A 17,595-nucleotide genomic window follows, 5' to 3' on the forward strand; every position below is an offset into this window, starting at 1 on the left:
AGATGACGACGATCGACGAAATCAGGGATAATTTCGAGCTTCTGGACGAGTGGGACGACCGCTACCGGTATGTCATCGAGCTCGGCCGTACCCTGGAACCGATGCCCGAGGCGGAACACTCCGCCGCGAACAAGGTGCAGGGCTGCGTCAGCCAGGTCTGGCTGCAGAAGCTGATAGATCGCAGCAATGGCGCGCCGATCCTGAAATATCGCGGCGACAGCGACGCCCATATTGTTCGCGGGCTGGTCGCGATCGTCCTTGCGCTGTATTCGGGCCGCACGCCGCAGGAGATCCTCGATACGGACGCCATCGCCGTGTTCAATGAGTTCGGTTTTCGCGATCATCTGACGCCGCAGCGCTCCAACGGCCTGCGCTCGATGGTCGAGCGCATCAAGACCGACGCGAAAGAAGCGCTCGCGGAAGCTTATTGACAATCCTCGTGGTGAGGAGGCGCGTCAGCGCCGTCTCGAACCATGAAGCCCCGCCCTTCGCCCGCAGCCATCCTTCGAGACGCTTGCTTCGCGGTCTCCTTCCGGATGAGGGCGGAGTGCGTTGCAAGCTGCAGCAGCTTTACTTCCGCTTCCGCTGCTGCTGCCCCAAGCCCATCTGCTTGGCCAGCTGCGAGCGCGCCACCGCATAGTTCGGCGCGACCATGGGATAGTCGGCCGGCAAGCCCCACTTCTCGCGGTATTGCTCCGGCGTCATGTTGTACTGCGTGCGCAGATGGCGCTTCAGCGACTTGAAGCGCTTGCCGTCTTCCAGACAGACCAGATAGTCGGGCGCGATCGACTTCTTCAGCGAGACGGCCGGCTTGGCAGGCTCGAGCGGTAGGGTCTCGGTGCGGCCTGAGGAGACCCGCACCAGGGCCCCATGCACCTGGCTGATCAGGTTCGGAATCTCAGCCGCCGGCGTCGGATTGTTGCTGAGATAGGCCGACACGATGCTCGCGGTCAGCTCGATGAAATTCTTCGCCCCCGCGTCCGACATGCGCCCATTCCTTCTCCCGCTTAAGTCTCACGGGATTGACGACATCACAGTATTCCGTGTCAAGAATACATTCGGCTGAAATAGGACAACTGACGACGGTGCGTTGATTACTGATGAACGGCGCCGCTTTACTTGCAAGCGTGACCTCAACCGCGCTGGTCAAGATGCGCGCGGAGCTCGTCGATCGAGGCAAAGCGCATCATGCCTTCCGGCATCTGTGCCTCGATCGAGCCGTCGGAATAGAGCGAATAGGCCATGCCGTCGACGACGCCGGATTTGAGTACGGTCACGGGTGTCGGCTCGGCAGGTGGTGGCGGCTCGGGTGCAGGCGGTGGGACGGCCTCCGCAAAGGTCGGCGGGGAGCGCGGCGGCGGACGGCGCGGGGCGGCCGGTGGCTCCGGCGAGCGCATCCGGTCCGGCTTCGGCCAGGCAACGTCAAAGCTCGCAGGCGGAAGGTCCGGGGCCTCACGGGGCTCCGCAGGCGGCTGCGGCGGCGCACCTTCAGTGGTCTTCGCCTCCGCGCGCTCGCGCTCCTTGCGGGAGGTCGAGGCGAACAGCAGGTTGCGGCGGCGGGGCGCCTCTGGAGCGGCGGGCGGCGTAGGAGCTTCCGGCTCCTGCGCTCCCTCGACGCGCGGACGCTCGCGCGCAGCAGCTTCGCTCTGCCAGGGCGGCGGACCTGCGGACGGCGGTGGCGCCGGCTCGATTCTCGCCGCCGCGGTGGGCACCGGTTCGGGCGCAACCGCGCCAGGCACGGCGAGGCCCGGCAGCACGGGCCTCACCCGAACCTCGGACGGGGCGACCACGCCCGCCAGCCGGCGAGCGACGCTCTTGAGCTCAAGCAGCACCAGATGCAGGCCGACCAGTAACATTCCGGAGCAGACGCCAATGGTGCCGGAGATTATGAGAGTCCCACCGAGGCTGAATTCCCTGATCGTCAGGCCGAAAATGATCGCAAGGAGACCCGCCAGGACGGCGCAAATCCCCACGATCAACAATGCCAAATTCATCGAACTCACCCCCGGCCGCGCAGCCGCCGCTGGGCCACGATACCGCCATACGATGTTCCTCGCCAACGGCCAATTCTAGGCAGTGTTCCTAAAGGGAAGGAAATCAGGGACTTATTCACGTTCCCTTCAGCTCCGGCTCGCTACTGCTGGGCTGCTCTCAAGTAACCGGAATTGCTGCGTCGCATCAGGAATTTAGCCATAATGCCCAATTACTTGGTAATGGAACTGCGCTATACGGAGTCCGGGGAGCAGGCCCGCGCGCACCAGCAGGGCCAAAAGGGGATTCCGGGGCACCGATAGCCATGACATCCATCACGACTTCGGCGATCGACGCGCCTCAGCGGCGCTCGGTCGAACGAACCTGCGACGATCTCGCCATGCTGGTGCTGGCCGCGGTCGCCGTCATTGCGGGCTTGACCTTCCGGGACTACGGGCTGGGTTGGGACGACTACACACACGCGGAATACGCCGACCTGCTGCTGCGCATGTTCGGTTCCGGGTTCAGGGACACGGCGGCGCTCTCCTTCGCCAACCTCTACATGTATGGCGGCGGCTTCGACATGATCGCGGCCCTGCTCCACAAGGTCATTCCGCTCGAGCTGTTCGAGACCCGCCGTCTGGTCGGCGCCATCGTCGGCGTGATCGGGCTTGCCGTGACCTGGCGGCTCGGCCGCCGCATCGGCGGACCACTCGCAGGCCTCGCGGCACTGCTCCTGCTCGCGCTCTGCCCGATCTTCTACGGCCACATGTTCATGAACCCGAAGGATGCACCCTTCGCGGTGGCCATGATCATCCTGATGCTCGGCCTCGTCCGGCTCGCAGAGGAATATCCGCAGCCGTCGCCGCGCACGGTCCTGATCGTCGGCCTGGGTGCCGGCCTTTCGCTGGGCTGCCGTGTTCTCGGCGGGCTCGCACTGGTCTACGCCGTGCTCGGCTTCATGCCGCTGTTCCTGGAGGAATTGCGCACCGAAGGTTTGCGCGAGTCGGTCCGCCGCTTCGCCCATGTCGTCTATGTGCTGCTGCCCGGCCTCACGCTCGGCTACCTCGTGATGGGCCTGATCTGGCCGTGGTCGATCATGGAACCCGGCAATCCCTTCGAGGCGCTGACCTACTTCTCGCATTTCTTCGAGAAGCCGTGGAAGGAGATGTTCGACGGCGCGATCGTGTCGGTGCCCGACATGCCCTGGTCCTATCTGCCGACGCTGTTCGCGCTGCAGCTGCCCGAAGTGATGCTGGTGCTGATGGGCGGCGCCGTGGTCGGCACCTTTGCGCTGCTGCCGCGGAACGACGTTCCGGCGCGCCGCAAGACCATTCTCCTGATGCTGACGCTGGCTGCGACCCTGCCGCTCGCGATCGCGATGGTGAAGCGCCCGGCCCTGTACAACGGCATCCGCCATTTCGTCTTCGTGATCCCGCCGATGGCGGTGCTAGGCGGTGTCGCCTTCGCCTGGGCCATGGAGCGCCTGCGCGCCAATCACCGCATCTGGCAGCCGGTCCTGCTCGGCACCTTCTGCTTTGGCCTTGCGCTGTCGCTCGCCGAGATGATCCGCCTGCACCCCTATCAGTACACGCACTTCAATCACATCGCGGGAACCGTGCGCGGCGCCGACGACCGCTTCATGCTGGACTATTGGGGTCTCGCCCTGAAGCAGGCCTCCGACGAACTGCGCGAGCAGCTGGTCGAGCGCCAGGAAGTGCCGCCTGCAAACCGCAAATGGAAGGTCGCGGTGTGTGGTCCGCAGCGCCCGGCCCAGGTCGCGCTTGGGCCCGACTTCACCATCGGCTGGGATTCCAACGCAGCCGATTTCGCCATGACGCTCGGCGAATTCTACTGCAAGGGTCTCACCGCGCCCGTCATGGTCGAGATCAAGCGCGACGACGTGGTATTCGCCCGCGTCTACGACATCCGCGGCCGCAGCATTTCCAGCCTGCTGTCGATCCCGGCGCCGTAATAATTTTCTCCTGTACGTAGCCCGGACGGAGTGCAAGCGAAATCCGGGCGCTTCCGCCTTCGCTCTTCGAGCTACGGTGAAAGCTCCATGCGGGCTACGCGCGACAGCCACGCTCTTCGCGCCTTGCCCCCAGCCCCGCCCAAGACTACGGTCGCTTCCTGCAACAACGATGTTCGGAGAAAATTGCCATGTCGCCAGCGGAAGCGCGCCTGAGGGAAGTGCCGTCGAACATGACGGAGGCGGAGTGGCAGCAACGGGTCAATCTCGCCGCCTGCTATCGCCTGGTCGCGCTGTACGGCTGGGACGATCTGGTCGACACCCACATCTCCGCGCGCGTCCCCGGTCCCGATCATCACTTCCTGATCAATCCTTACGGATTGATGTTCGAGGAAATCACGGCCTCCAGCCTCGTCAAGGTCGATCTGCACGGCAACCAGCTGTCCGAGAGCGAATACAGCATCAACCCGGCCGGCTTCACCATCCATTCGGCGATCCACGAAGTGCGCGAGGACGCGATCTGCGTGCTGCATCTCCACACGCTCGACGGCACTGCGGTGTCGAGCAGCGCGGAAGGCCTGTTGCCGCTGAACCAGACCGCGCAGCTCGTCACCCACGACCTCGCCTATCACGACTATGAAGGCATCGCGCTCGATCACGACGAGCGGCCGCGGCTGCAGAAGGATCTCGGCAACCACAACCACATGCTGCTGCGCAATCACGGCACGCTGACGGTCGGCCGCTCGGTCGCCTCCGCCTTCGAGCGCATGTATCATCTCGAGCGCGCCTGCTCGATGCAGGTGCGGACGCGTGCGCTGGGCACGCCGGTCTATCCGGTCGAGGAGATCGCGATCGAGAAGAACACCGAGCTCTTGTCCAATCGCGACCGCGCCGAGCTGCGCGCCACCACCCTGGTGTGGCCGCCCTTGCTGCGCAAGCTCGACCGCGAGCTTCCGGGCTACCGGTCTTGAGATTTTCGCGATTTCGTGTAGGGTAGTTTTCGAACGACCTCTGCACGTTTTGGAATGAAACGCCGCCCAATTCCGGGCGGCGTTTTTATTTGTTCATCACGCCCGTCATTCCGGGGCGCGCTACGCGGTCACTTCACCTCCGCCAGCGCGGCGAGGATGCGGGCCCAGGAGCGGATGCCTTTCTGGAAGCTCCGCAGGTCGTATTTCTCGTTTGGTGAGTGGATGTTGTCGTCGTCGAGGCCAAAGCCCACCAGCAGCGAGTCGAGGCCGAGCGTGCGCTTGAAGTCGGCGACGATCGGGATCGAGGCGCCCGATCCCATCAGCACGGTCTCCTTGCCCCACTCGTCGGCCAGCGCCTTGCTGGCGGCAGCGAGCGGCTTCATGGTCCAGTCGAGCGCAACTGCGGGCGCGGCGGAATGGTCGCCGAACTCGACCTTGCAGTCGCCGGGAATGCGCGCCGTCACGTAATCACGGAAAGCCTTGCGGATCTTTTGCGGGTCCTGGCCCTGCACCAGACGGAACGAGACCTTGGCCGAGGCATGCGAGGGAATCACCGTCTTGGAGCCTTCGCCGATGTAGCCGCCCCAGATGCCGTTGACGTCGCAGGTCGGACGCGTCGAGGCCTGCTCGACCAGGAGCCTGCCCTTCTCGCCAGCCGGCAGCGACAGCCCGACCGGCTTGAGGAAGGTCTCGGGCGTGAAATCAAGCTTCTTCCACTGCTCCAGGATGTCGGGCGGCGTATCCTTCACCCCGTCATAGAAGCCGGGGATGGTGATGCGGTTGTCGTCGTCGAACAGGCCGCCCAGAATTTTAGTGAGCAGACGGATCGGGTTCATCGCGGTGCCGCCGAACACACCGGAATGCAAATCGCGATTGGCGGCGGTGATCTTCAGCTCTTCATAGAGCAGGCCGCGCAGCGAGGTCGTGATCGCCGGCGTGGTGGGATTCCACATGCCGGTGTCGCAGACCAGCACGTAGTCGGCCTTGAACTCGTCCTTGTTGGCCTCGATGAAGGGCACGAAATTCTTCGAGCCGACCTCCTCCTCGCCTTCGATCAGGAAGGTGATGTCGATCGGCAGTGAGCCCGTCACCTTCTTCCAGGCGCGGCAGGCTTCGACGAAGGTCATCACCTGACCCTTGTCGTCCTCGGCGCCGCGCGCGACGATGATCTTGCGGCCATCGGCATGATCGGTGACGACGGGCTCGAACGGCGGACGGTGCCAGAGATCGAGCGGGTCGACCGGCTGCACGTCGTAATGGCCGTAGAACAGCACGTGCGGCCGTCCGCCCGCGCCGGTCTTGCCGACGACGGCCGGATGGCCTGCGGTCGGCCTCACCTCGGTGGCAACACCGAGACTGGCGATGTCCTTGGCGAGATGCTCGGCCGCGGCCTTACAATCATCCGCAAAGGCCGGATCGGCCGAGATCGACTTGATCCGCAACAACGAGAACAGGCGCTCCAGGCTGTTGTCGAAATCCTTGTCGATGTGGTCGAGCACGGATTGGAGCTGCGCATTGGCCATGATTGCGAATCCAAGTTGTTGGGCTCAAGAGGTCCCGGGTTTTAGCGCCGGCGCGGCCTCGGGACTAGCCGCAAGCGGCGGATGCCTGATGTGCCAGGCGAGGCACCCTGCGAGGACCGCGGTCGCAGCGAGGTTGTTGCCCCAAGCCTGGAAGGCGATCGGAAACCACGGCAATGACAGCAGCATGAGGATGCCGGCGGCACCCAGGGCGAGCCAGGTTCCCAGGCGCACCTGCGCTCGCTCGTCGAATGCGGCGCGATGCATCAACACCGTCACCGGGAAGTACAGCCACATGAAATAGTATTGCCGGGCCAAGGGCGAGGCTACCGTCATGAGGCAGAACAAGATGCCGAGCTCCTCGGCATCCGAGCGCGCCGTCCGCCGCGCTTGCCGCGGCATGATCGCAACGAAGCCGAGCCCGAGCAGCGCCGACAGCGCAAGCACGATCCAGTTCGCCGTCCTGTAGTCGACGTCGATCACGTTCATGGTGCGCGGCGGCTTGTTGGGATCGTCCTGATTGTAGTTGATCGGCCGGACCAGGCGATGCGTGACGGCAATGAGGGACTGGTTGACCCACGACCAGTTCTGCTCGCGACGCTGGCCAAAGCCCTTTTCCGAGCTGGTCCCGACCATGCCCTGGTACCAGGTCGCCAGCTCGGCCGCGTTGCGTTCGAAGCCGCGGATCGGTGCCGGCACGACATAGAGAAGAATGCCGGTGAAGACGATCGTGCTGACCAGGGCCGCCCATTTGCGCCGCCAGGCCAGATAGGGCAGCACGGCGATCGGGAACACCTTAATGGCGGCGGCGAGCGCGAACATGAAGCCGGCCAGCCACGATCGCTGATGCCGCAAGCTCCAGAAGCCGTAGAGCATCATCGCCAGCAGGAGAAGGTTCGGCTGGCCGAGGTCGAACATGTCGAACACGAAGGTCACGGTGACGGCGACCGGCAGCGCCTCGAGCCAACGACCCGGCGCGCGGTCCGAGCCGGTCATGACCTGGGAGAACGCCGCGGTGTACCACCACGCCACGGCGTTCAAGATCGACAGGACGACATAGAGCGGGATCTTGCCGAACCAGCTCGGGATCGCCAACAGGATTGCCGGCAGCGGTGGATAGATGAAATCGAAATGCTCGACGGCTGTGGCAGGATACAGCGGCCCACCCTCCAGGACCTGCTGTCCGGCCCAGTACCAGAGCGAGTAGTCCTTGGTCTTGCCGTGCCCTAAAATCTCGGGGACGAGCACGTCGGCGGTCAGGAGGACGCAGCAGAACAGAAAAAGCAGATCCAGCGGCGCACCCAGCGACGGGCGTCTGGCTGCGTCAGGCTTGCCTAATTGGGCGGGCGGGTTCACGGTGTGGTCCTGAACGGCGACGACACAGGACCTAGCAGACCGGCGAAGGCTTGCAGAGCCCCTCACCTGAAATTGTGCGCCGTGGTAGCTCGGACGAGCAAATATCAGGCGACGGTCAAAGTCCTAGAGCTTCATGACCGGATACGGCGACTGCCTCAAACCAGGCGCTCTGCCTATCGCCGCAGCAATCCGCCGAGCGCGCCGCGGACCAGGGTGCGGCCGATCGAGCCGCCGAGCTGGCCGCCAATCGACTTGCCGACATTGGCGGCCAGTCCGCCGATCACCTGATTGGTGACCGATCGCGTCACGTCTCGCGCAATGACCTGGCCGGTCGACAGACGGCCCCGCTTGACGTTGGTACCGAAGATGGTGCCGACGATCGAGCCGATCTGGCCCAGGATGCCGCCGCCTCCGCCGGCCGGAGCGTCCGCCGTGGCCGCCGTGGCGGCGATGCGTTTCTGAATCATCTCGTAGGCGGACTCGGAATCGACGGCGGTGTCATATTTGCCCTTCACCGGGCTTGCAGCCATGATCGCCTTGCGCTCGTCCGGCGTGATCGGTCCGATGCGGGCCGACGGCGGCCGGATCATCACCCGCTCCACCATCGAAGGCGTGCCGTTGCCCTCGAGGAAGGACACCAGCGCCTCGCCCTTGCCGAGCTCCATGATCACCTTCGCGGTGTCGAGCTTCGGGTTGGGCCGGAAGGTCTGCGCCGCAGCGGCGACCGCCTTCTGGTCGCGCGGGGTGAAGGCGCGCAGCGCGTGCTGCACCCGGTTGCCCAATTGTCCGAGCACGCGGTCGGGCACGTCGATCGGGTTTTGCGTCACGAAATAGACGCCGACACCCTTGGATCGGATCAAACGCACCACCTGCTCGATCTTGTCCATCAGCGCCTTGGGCGCGTCGTTGAACAACAGATGCGCTTCGTCGAAGAAGAACACGAGCTTCGGCTTGGGCAGATCGCCAGCTTCGGGCAGCTCCTCGAACAGCTCCGACAACATCCACAGCAGGAACGTCGCATAAAGCCTGGGGCTCTGGAGCAGCTTGTCGGCGACCAGGATGTTGACCATGCCGCGTCCGTCGCGGTCGGTCTTCATGAAGTCCTTCAGCGTCAGCGCCGGCTCGCCGAAGAATTTGGTGCCGCCCTGGTTCTCCAGCACCAGAAGCTGGCGCTGGATGGTGCCGACGGTCGCTTTGGTGACGTTGCCGAAGCCCTGAGCGGCCTTGCGGATGGCGGCGAGCGGATCCTCTTCCGCATCCGCCCCCTTCTTTCCGCTGTCGGGCACGATGGCATCGAGCAGCGCCCGCAAGTCCTTCATGTCGATCAAAGTCAGGCCGTTGTCGTCGGCGACGCGGAACGCGACGTTGAGCACGCCTTCCTGCACATCGTTCAGGTCCAGCATGCGCGCGAGCAGAAGCGGCCCCATTTCCGTGACGGTGGCGCGCACCGGGTGGCCCTGCTCGCCGAATACGTCCCAGAACACCGTCGAGAACTGATCGGGCTGGAATGACAGCCCCATTTCGGTGGCGCGCTTGACGATGAAATCCTTGGGTTCGCCGACCTGGCAGATGCCGGAGAGATCGCCCTTGATGTCGGCTGCGAAGACCGGAACACCGGCGCGCGCAAATCCTTCTGCCATCACTTGCAGCGATACGGTCTTACCGGTTCCAGTTGCACCCGTGACGAGGCCGTGGCGATTGGCGAGCGCCAGCGTCAGCCAAGCCTGCTCGTCTCCCTTGCCGACAAAGATCTTCTCGTCGGTATCGCCGAGCTTGCTGTCCTGTGCGGTCATTATTCTCTCTGATCTCTCTGCCGAGTTTCCCGTATTGAAACTCAAATGCACCAGTTCCGTAGTTTAACGCATCTCGTGCACCGATTGAAACCGTTCAACGCGCCCAAGCATGCGACATTGTCGGACGAGAACGATCGACATAAGCCGAAAGTGGGAACGAGCCGTTCGCAACGCGGCAAATTATCGCCGATTCGTCCTCGGCTCTTGCACGACTGCAACACCTTTCGCGCGTTCGAAGCTGAATCGCGGCGGCGCGTGCGTTCATCGCTTGAATTTCACATCACACCGGCTCAAGATCATTTTTCGAAAGCAATACTCCGGCATGTAAACCGGCTGAGGGGCGGGTCTTATGGACGAGCTGATCGGACGGCTGGCGGCAAGCGCCGGCATAGATGGTGCTGTCGCTGAAAAGACCGTCGGCATCATCCTGGGCTTCCTCCGCAGTGAGGGTCCTTCCGACAGCGTGCAGGCCCTGATCGACCAAATCTCCGGAGCGGAAGCTGCGATCGAGGCATCCAGGAGCGGCGGCGGCCTGTCGCGGCTGATGGGCGGCGGCCTGATGGCCGTCGGCACCCGCCTGATGGGTCTGGGGCTCGGCATGTCCGAGATTCAAAATGTCGCCCGTGAACTTTTCCGCTACGGTCGCGACGAAATCGGAGCGGATCAGATGGGCAAGATCATTGCGGGGACGCCGGGCCTCAGCCAGTTCGCCTGAAGGCACGCATTTCACATCGAGCATCATGACATATCCGATCTCCGAGATTGAGGGCCTGCCTGCCTTTGCAGCCAACAAGTTGAAGGCGCAAGGAATCCGCACAACCGACGCGTTGCTCGAGGCGGCCTCGACCGTGAAGGGCCGCAAGGCGCTTTCCGCCAAGACGGGAATCAGCGAGCAGTCGCTGCTGGAGTGGGCCAACGTCTCCGACTACATGCGCATTCCCGGCATGGGCAAGGCCAAGGTCGGTCTGGTCCGCGCCGCCGGCGTCACCACCGTGCGCGAGCTCGCCTATCGAAATCCGGCAAGGTTGGCGCAGAGCATGCGCGAAGCCAACGAGAAGAAGAAGCTGGTCCGCATCCTGCCGTCGGAGAAGTCGGTCGGCGACATCATCGCCAAGGCCAAGAAGCTGCCGCCGAAGATCACGTATTAGACCGGACGTCTCGGCGCACGACCTGCAGCATTAGCTGTCGGTGTCATACCCCGCGAAGGCGGGTATCCAGCACGCCATGGCTCCTCCGTATCACCGCACTGCCTCGGAATACTGGATTGCCCGCCTTCGCGGGCAATGACAGGGAGGGTGTTGGTCTTGACACCCCCTTCCCAACCGCGCAAAGCGGGCCGCATGAATGCCTCGCCCTCCCCTTCCGTCCCGCCGGCCGGCTCGGCCGGGGCCGATGTGCTGCGGACGCTGCTGGAACAGCCTCTTCCTGCAGTGATGGGCGTGCTCAACATCACCCCGGATTCATTCTCCGACGGCGGTGCCTTCATCGCACCAGATCAGGCACTCGCGCGGGCGCAGGCGATGATCGCCGATGGTGTCGACATCATCGATGTCGGCGCCGAGTCCACCCGGCCCTACAAGGGCGCCCGGCCGGTCACGGCGGCGGAAGAGCTCGCGCGGCTGAAGCCGGTGCTGGCTGGCGTCGTGGCGCTCGGTGTGCCCGTTTCGATCGACAGCATGAAAGCGGAGGTGGTGAAATTCGCGCTCGATCAGGGCGCGGCGATCGCCAACGACGTCTGGGGCCTGCAACGGGATGCCGACATGGCGCCGTTGATCGCCGCAAGGGGCGTCCCCGTCATCGTCATGCACAACCGCGACAGTGTCGATCCCGCCATCGATATCGTCGCGGACATGAAAGCATTCTTCCTGCGCTCGCTGGACATCGCCGCAAAAGCCGGCATCGCGCGCGAGAGCATCGTGCTCGATCCCGGCATCGGCTTCGGCAAGACGGCCGAGCAGAGCATGATCGCCCTGGCGCGCTTGCGCGAACTCGACATGTTCGGCCTGCCGATCCTCGTTGGTGCCTCGCGAAAACGCTTCATCGCCTCGGTGTCGCCGTCGGAGCCATCGGAGCGGCTCGCCGGCTCGATCGCGGCACATCTGATCGCCGCGCAACGCGGTGCGAAGATCATCCGGACCCATGACGTCGCCGAAACCCTGCAGGCCCTGCGGGTGGCGCATGCAATCGAGAGCAAGCAATGACCGATACGATCTTCGTCACCGGCCTGTCGATCCATGCCCGCCACGGCGTGATGGATCACGAAACCGAGGTCGGCCAGCGTTTCGTCATCGACCTCGAACTCTACACCGATCTGTCGGAGCCGTCGCGCAGTGACCGGCTCGCCGACACCGTGTCCTACGCGGATGTCGTCGCGACCACGACGGCGGCGTTCAAGAACACCAACTACAAGCTGCTGGAGCGCGCCGCCGGCGCGGTCGCCGATGCCATCCTGTCGCACTTCCCGCGCATCCGCGCGGTGAAGGTCACCGTGCACAAGCCGCACGCGCCGATCGCTGCGATCTTCGACGACGTCGGCATCATGCTGACCCGCTCTCGGCATCCGTAATATGGCGAGCGTGCTGATCGCACTCGGCGGCAATGTCGGCGATGTCCGCGCGACCTTCGCCAAGGCGATCGCGCATATCTGCGGCATGGCGCAGGCCGCGCTGATCGCGCGCTCGTCGGACTATACGACCCCGCCCTGGGGCGATGAGAACCAGGCTCCCTTCATCAACGCCTGCATCGAGATCGAGACCAGTCTCGATCCACACGCGCTGTTGTTCGTGCTGCAGAAAGTCGAGCAGAAATTCGGCCGCACGCGGACCAAGGAACGGCGCTGGGGCCCGCGCACGCTCGATCTCGACATGATCGCCTATGACGACGTCAGTTTGCAGAAGCCGGATTTGACGCTGCCGCATCCACGCCTGTTCGAGCGCGCCTTCGTGCTGGTGCCGCTGGCCGAAATCGCGCCCGACCGCATCATCTCAGGCATTCGCGTGCGTGACGGGCTCGCCAGCGTCTCGACGCAAGGCATTGAGCGGCTTCCGGATACCGGTTAACCAAAAACAACCGTTTGCAGGGACGGTCGGCCGTGGCAATTTCGCCTGCGAATAACAAGATTTTCGGGAGCCCATCGCCGCATGACCTCCGTGACTGACGACCTGCCGCTGGCGGCGGATTTTCCCAAAGCCACCGTGGAGGACTGGCGCAAGCTGGTCGACGGCGTGCTGAAGGGCGCGCCGTTCGAGAAGCTGGTCGGCAAGACCTATGACGGCCTCAAGATCGATCCGCTCTATCCGCGCGCCAAGGGCGTTGCGCCCGTGGTCGGCCGGCCGGCGGCGGCGCCGTGGCAGATAATGCAGCGGATCGACCATCCCGATACGGCGCTCGCGAATGCGCAGGCCTTGCAGGATCTGGAGAACGGCGCGACGGGGCTCGCGCTGGTGTTCGCCGGCGGCAATGCGGCCCATGGATTTGGCCTGGAACCTACGGCCGACGCCGTTGCCAAGGTGTTGAGCGGGATACATCTCGACGCAGGGATCGGCATCGAGCTCGAGATCGGACCGCAATCGCGCATGGCCGCGATCCATGTCGCGGAATATGTCGAGAGCAAGGGGTTCGATCCCGCAGCCTGCAACATCCGCTTCGGGCTCGATCCGCTCGCGGCCGCCGCAGCGTGGGGCCACAGCCCCTATACCTGGGACGAGATCGTTCCGGCCATCACCGGCGCCATCAGGGGCCTGGCCGCACTCCGTTTCAAGGGACCGTTTGCGTCCGCCGACGGGCGCGTGATCCATGATGCCGGTGGTTCGGAAGTGCAGGAGCTTGCCTTCGTGCTTGCCTGCGGCGTCGCTTACTTACGCGCCATCGAAGGCGCTGGCATCCCCCTCGAGCAGGCGCAGGGCATGGTCTATGCGCGGCTTGCTGCGGATGCCGATCAGTTCCTGACCATGGCCAAATTCCGCGCGCTGCGGCTGTTGTGGGCGCGCATCGAGACGGCTTGCGGGCTCGCGCCAAAGCCGCTGTTCATCGCCGCCGATACGGCCTGGCGCATGCTGACGCAGCGCGATCCTTACGTGAACATGCTGCGCGCGACCATGGCAACGTTCGCGGCAGGACTGGCCGGCGCCAACGCGATCACCGTGCTGCCGCATACGCTGGCGCTCGGCCTGCCCGATCCGTTCGCGCGCCGCGTGGCGCGCAATACCCAGCTTCTGCTGCTGGAAGAAAGCAACCTCGCCAAGGTCAGCGATCCCGCAGCCGGCGCAGGCGGCATCGAGACGCTGACAGGGCAACTGTGCGAAGCGGCCTGGGCGCTGTTCCAGGAGAGCGAGACAGCCGGCGGCGCTTTCGCGGCGCTTCAGCAGGGCGTGTTCCAGAGCAAGGTCGCGGGCGCGCGAAAGGCGCGCGCCGCCAACATCGCAAAGCGCCGCGACGTGCTGACCGGTGCCAGCGAGTTTCCGAATCTCCATGAGAGCGAAGCCACCGTACTGAAGGCAACGCCGATCGTCCTTCCGCCCTATGGGGAACAGCGATACAAGTTCGAGGCGCTGCCGCCGATCCGGCTGGCGGAACCGTTTGAGGCGCTGCGCGACAAGTCCGACGCGGCGCTGAAGGTGCGGGGCACGCGGCCAAAGGTTTTCCTGGCCAATCTCGGCACGCCAGCCGATTTCACGGCGCGCGCGACCTTCGCCAAAAGCTTCTTCGAAGCCGGCGGCATCCAGGCCGTCGACAGCGAGGGCTTTACCGATCCGGCCAAGCTGGCCGCCGCCTTCAAGGCCTCCGGCGCGGAGCTCGCCTGCCTCTGTTCCAGCGACAAGGTCTATGCCGGTCAGGCGGAACCGGCCGCCCGGGCGCTGCAAACGGTGGGCAGCAGACATATCTATCTGGCAGGCCGCCCGACCGATGGCGAGGCGGCGCTGCGCGCGGCCGGCGTCACGGGCTTTGTCTTCGCCGGAGGCGACGCGCTTGCGACGCTGCAAGACGCCTATCGACGGATGGAGCAGCCATGACTGAAACCGGCAAACCCGTTCTCACCGGCGGCTGCCAATGCGGCGCCGTGCGCTTTGCAGTCATGACGGCACCGACCAGGATTTCGATCTGCCATTGCCGGATGTGCCAGAAGGCGAGCGGCGCGCCGTTCGCCTCCTTTGCCGATATCAACAAGACGGACTTTGCCTGGACCAAGGGACAGCCCTCGTTCTTCCGCTCTTCCACCATCGCCGAGCGTGGCTTTTGCGCCGGCTGCGGCACGCCACTGAGTTTTGGCCGCATCGACGGCGACCGGATCGAGATCATGACCGGTACCTTCGACCACCCCGACCGCGTCATCCCGACGCGGCAGTTCGGCACCGAATCCCGCCTCGGCTGGGTGGTCGGCATCGCCAACCTGCCGAGCCAGACCACGCAGCAGAATTACGGACCGGAGAAGATGGCGACCATCGTCAGCTATCAGCATCCGGATCATGATTGAGTGCTTTTGATATGGTTGAAGCCATGAGCCGCATTCCCAATTTCGCCGACGTCGCCTTCGACCGGACCGCCCCCGCTGCGCCAGCCGGCAGCGCCGAGCCGTGGCTGACGCCCGAGGGCATTCTGGTGAAGCCCGTCTATGGCGAGGCGGATCTCGGCGGGCTCGATTTCCTCGAGACCTATCCGGGCATCGCGCCGTTCCTGCGCGGGCCCTACCCGACCATGTACGTCAACCAGCCCTGGACCGTCAGGCAATATGCCGGCTTCTCGACGGCTGAGGATTCCAACGCGTTCTACCGCCGCAACCTCGCGGCGGGGCAGAAAGGCCTCTCGGTCGCCTTCGATCTCGCCACCCATCGCGGCTATGACTCTGATCATCCGCGCGTCGGCGGCGACGTCGGCATGGCCGGCGTTGCCATCGATTCCATCTACGACATGCGCACGCTGTTCGCGGGCATTCCGCTCGACCAGATGAGCGTATCCATGACCATGAACGGCGCGGTGCTGCCGATCCTCGCGCTCTACGTCGCGGCCGCCGAGGAACAGGGCGTACCGCCGGAAAAGCTCTCTGGCACCATTCAGAACGACATTCTGAAAGAGTTCATGGTGCGCAACACCTATATCTATCCGCCCGCGCCATCGATGCGGATCATCTCGGACATCTTCGCCTACACCTCGCAAAAGATGCCGAAGTACAATTCGATCTCGATCTCCGGCTATCACATGCAGGAGGCCGGCGCGACGCAGGATCTCGAGCTTGCCTATACGCTCGCCGACGGCGTCGAATATCTGCGTGCCGGCCTTGCCGCCGGCCTCGACGTCGACCGTTTCGCGCCGCGGCTGTCGTTCTTCTGGGCGATCGGCATGAACTTCTTCATGGAAGTCGCCAAGCTGCGCGCGGCGCGGCTGCTCTGGGCGAAGCTGCTGAAGCCGTTCAATCCGAAGGACCCGCGGTCGCTGTCACTGCGCACGCACAGCCAGACCTCGGGCTGGTCGCTGACCGCGCAGGACGTCTTCAACAATGTGATGCGCACCACGGTGGAAGCGATGGCGGCCACCCAAGGCCACACGCAGTCGCTGCACACCAATGCGCTTGACGAAGCGCTGGCCTTGCCGACCGACTTCTCGGCGCGCATCGCCCGCAACACCCAGCTGTTCCTGCAACAAGAGAGCGGCACCACCCGCATCATCGATCCCTGGGGCGGCTCGTACTATGTCGAGCGGCTGACGCGCGACCTCGCGGCCAAGGCGTGGGGCCACATCCAGGAGGTCGAGGAGCTCGGCGGCATGGCAAAAGCCATCGAAGCCGGCGTGCCAAAACTGCGCATCGAGGAGGCCTCGGCCAAGACGCAAGCCCGCATCGATGCCGGCAAGCAGGCGGTGATCGGCGTCAACAAGTACAGGCCGACCGACGAGGACAAAATCGAGATCCTGAAGGTCGACAACACCAATGTCCGCCGGCTTCAGATCGACAAGCTCCAGCGGCTGAAAGCCGAACGCAACCAGAAGGACGTCGATGCCGCGCTCGCCGCGCTGACGCGCTCGGCCGGTGAAGGCAATGGCAATCTGCTCGCGCTCGCGATCAACGCGGCACGCGCCAAGGCGACCGTCGGCGAAATTTCGGACGCGATGGAAAAGGTGTTCGGCCGCCACCGCGCCGAGATCAAGTCCATCACCGGCGTCTACAAACGGGAGGCGTCCAGCATGGGCAACCGGGTCGAGAAGGTTCAGGCGCTGATCGACGCGTTCGAGGAGGCGGAAGGCCGCCGCCCGCGCATCCTGGTCGCCAAGATCGGCCAGGACGGCCACGATCGGGGCCAGAAGGTGATCGCGTCGGCATTTGCCGATATCGGCTTCGACGTCGACATCGGGCCGTTGTTTGCCACCGCTGACGAAGCCGCACGGCAGGCCGTCGAGAACGACGTCCACATCCTCGGAGTCTCCTCGCTCGCCGCCGCCCACCTTACCGCGGTGCCGGAATTGAAGGCCGCGCTGAAGAAGCAGGGCCGCGACGACATCATGATCATCGTCGGCGGGGTAGTGCCGCCGCAGGATTACGATGCGCTCTACGCGGCCGGCGCCGAGGCCATCTTCCCACCCGGCACGGTGATCGCGGATGCGGCCGAGGAGCTGATCCGCAAGCTGAATGCCCGGCTCGGCCATAGCGAGGCAGCGGAGTAGATGATGGACTGGCCGTGTAGCCGGCCAGATTGTGTCCATGACACGCGACGAAATCATCGCGGCGATACGCAAGAACGCCGACGCCATCAAAGGCAAGGGCGTCTCGAAGCTTGCCATTCTCGGCTCGCGGGCAGGCGAAGACTACCGCGCCGCCAGCGATATCGACATTCTGGTCGAGGTCGAACCTGAGACCACTTTCTCGCTACTAAACCTGATCGATGTCGAACACATCATCGAGGACGCGACCGGTTTGCGTGCGCAGGCAACCGTTCGCCGCTCGATGTCGCCCCGCTTTGCGCCACACAGCGCAGACGACATTCTGGAAATATTCTGACGCTCACGCGAGGAGCACAATCCTT

Annotated in this window: 17 protein-coding genes; 12 read left to right on the forward strand and 5 right to left on the reverse strand. The window is 64.5% G+C overall.

What is annotated here, in order from left to right:
* Positions 1–2 precede the first annotated feature (2 nt).
* Positions 3–431 (forward strand): SufE family protein, encoded by a 429-nt coding sequence (locus P6U27_RS23675; RefSeq protein ID WP_122404150.1) that lies wholly within the window; start codon positions 3–5, stop codon positions 429–431.
* A 139-nt stretch (positions 432–570) separates the two neighbouring features.
* On the opposite strand, the gene P6U27_RS23680 is transcribed toward P6U27_RS23675, so the two are convergent.
* Both P6U27_RS23680 and P6U27_RS23685 read right to left on the reverse strand, forming a co-directional pair.
* Positions 571–987 carry a MucR family transcriptional regulator gene (locus tag P6U27_RS23680; RefSeq protein ID WP_122404151.1) on the reverse strand — a complete coding sequence of 139 codons (417 nt, stop codon included), beginning with the start codon at positions 985–987 and terminating at the stop codon, positions 571–573.
* Between the two features lie 146 nt (positions 988–1,133).
* Positions 1,134–1,994: a DUF308 domain-containing protein gene (locus P6U27_RS23685; protein WP_122404152.1), complete on the reverse strand. Its 861-nt coding sequence runs from the start codon at positions 1,992–1,994 to the stop codon at positions 1,134–1,136.
* A gap of 302 nt (positions 1,995–2,296) precedes the next feature.
* On the opposite strand from P6U27_RS23685, the gene P6U27_RS23690 reads away from it, so the two are divergent.
* Both P6U27_RS23690 and P6U27_RS23695 read left to right on the forward strand, forming a co-directional pair.
* A complete protein-coding gene (locus P6U27_RS23690; protein ID WP_122404153.1) occupies positions 2,297–3,946 on the forward strand; it encodes a glycosyltransferase family 39 protein in 1,650 nt (549 codons plus the stop codon).
* Between the two features lie 188 nt (positions 3,947–4,134).
* On the forward strand, positions 4,135–4,914 hold the full coding sequence (locus P6U27_RS23695; RefSeq protein ID WP_122404154.1) for a class II aldolase/adducin family protein: 780 nt from the start codon (positions 4,135–4,137) through the stop codon (positions 4,912–4,914).
* Between the two features lie 128 nt (positions 4,915–5,042).
* On the opposite strand, the gene P6U27_RS23700 is transcribed toward P6U27_RS23695, so the two are convergent.
* From P6U27_RS23700 to P6U27_RS23710, 3 genes are all read right to left on the reverse strand, one after another.
* Positions 5,043–6,437, reverse strand: coding sequence for a M20/M25/M40 family metallo-hydrolase (locus P6U27_RS23700; RefSeq protein ID WP_122404155.1), 1,395 nt, complete (start codon positions 6,435–6,437; stop codon positions 5,043–5,045).
* Between the two features lie 24 nt (positions 6,438–6,461).
* A complete protein-coding gene (locus tag P6U27_RS23705; protein ID WP_162500362.1) occupies positions 6,462–7,790 on the reverse strand; it encodes a glycosyltransferase family 87 protein in 1,329 nt (442 codons plus the stop codon).
* Between the two features lie 173 nt (positions 7,791–7,963).
* On the reverse strand, positions 7,964–9,583 hold the full coding sequence (locus tag P6U27_RS23710; RefSeq protein WP_122404157.1) for a helicase HerA-like domain-containing protein: 1,620 nt from the start codon (positions 9,581–9,583) through the stop codon (positions 7,964–7,966).
* A gap of 349 nt (positions 9,584–9,932) precedes the next feature.
* Between P6U27_RS23710 and P6U27_RS23715 the strand changes: the two genes are divergently transcribed.
* The 9 genes from P6U27_RS23715 (at position 9,933) to P6U27_RS23755 (ending at position 17,570) form a co-directional block, all read left to right on the forward strand.
* Positions 9,933–10,298 carry a DUF2267 domain-containing protein gene (locus P6U27_RS23715; protein WP_122404158.1) on the forward strand — a complete coding sequence of 122 codons (366 nt, stop codon included), beginning with the start codon at positions 9,933–9,935 and terminating at the stop codon, positions 10,296–10,298.
* A 25-nt stretch (positions 10,299–10,323) separates the two neighbouring features.
* A complete protein-coding gene (locus P6U27_RS23720) occupies positions 10,324–10,731 on the forward strand; it encodes a DUF4332 domain-containing protein (protein WP_122404159.1) in 408 nt (135 codons plus the stop codon).
* A 192-nt stretch (positions 10,732–10,923) separates the two neighbouring features.
* On the forward strand, positions 10,924–11,784 hold the full coding sequence (gene folP, locus P6U27_RS23725) for a dihydropteroate synthase (RefSeq protein WP_122404160.1): 861 nt from the start codon (positions 10,924–10,926) through the stop codon (positions 11,782–11,784).
* The gene (gene folB / locus P6U27_RS23730; protein WP_018315750.1) at positions 11,781–12,149 is read left to right on the forward strand and encodes a dihydroneopterin aldolase; all 369 of its coding nucleotides are present in this window, start codon (positions 11,781–11,783) and stop codon (positions 12,147–12,149) included. Before folP ends, folB begins: the two co-directional genes overlap by 4 nt.
* A gap of 1 nt (position 12,150) precedes the next feature.
* Positions 12,151–12,642 (forward strand): 2-amino-4-hydroxy-6-hydroxymethyldihydropteridine diphosphokinase, encoded by a 492-nt coding sequence (gene folK / locus P6U27_RS23735; RefSeq protein WP_122404161.1) that lies wholly within the window; start codon positions 12,151–12,153, stop codon positions 12,640–12,642.
* A gap of 81 nt (positions 12,643–12,723) precedes the next feature.
* Entirely contained in the window at positions 12,724–14,595 is a 1,872-nt protein-coding gene (locus tag P6U27_RS23740; RefSeq protein ID WP_122404162.1) for a methylmalonyl-CoA mutase family protein, read from the forward strand.
* A complete protein-coding gene (locus P6U27_RS23745; protein WP_122404163.1) occupies positions 14,592–15,056 on the forward strand; it encodes a GFA family protein in 465 nt (154 codons plus the stop codon). The genes P6U27_RS23740 and P6U27_RS23745 overlap by 4 nt, the downstream gene beginning before the upstream one ends.
* Positions 15,057–15,079: 23 nt before the next feature.
* A complete protein-coding gene (scpA, locus tag P6U27_RS23750; RefSeq protein WP_122406757.1) occupies positions 15,080–17,236 on the forward strand; it encodes a methylmalonyl-CoA mutase in 2,157 nt (718 codons plus the stop codon).
* A 37-nt stretch (positions 17,237–17,273) separates the two neighbouring features.
* Positions 17,274–17,570 carry a nucleotidyltransferase family protein gene (locus P6U27_RS23755; RefSeq protein ID WP_122404164.1) on the forward strand — a complete coding sequence of 99 codons (297 nt, stop codon included), beginning with the start codon at positions 17,274–17,276 and terminating at the stop codon, positions 17,568–17,570.
* Positions 17,571–17,595: the final 25 nt, after the last annotated feature.

The organism is Bradyrhizobium sp. STM 3566, from assembly GCF_045571445.1.
GTDB classification, from domain to species: domain Bacteria; phylum Pseudomonadota; class Alphaproteobacteria; order Rhizobiales; family Xanthobacteraceae; genus Bradyrhizobium; species Bradyrhizobium vignae.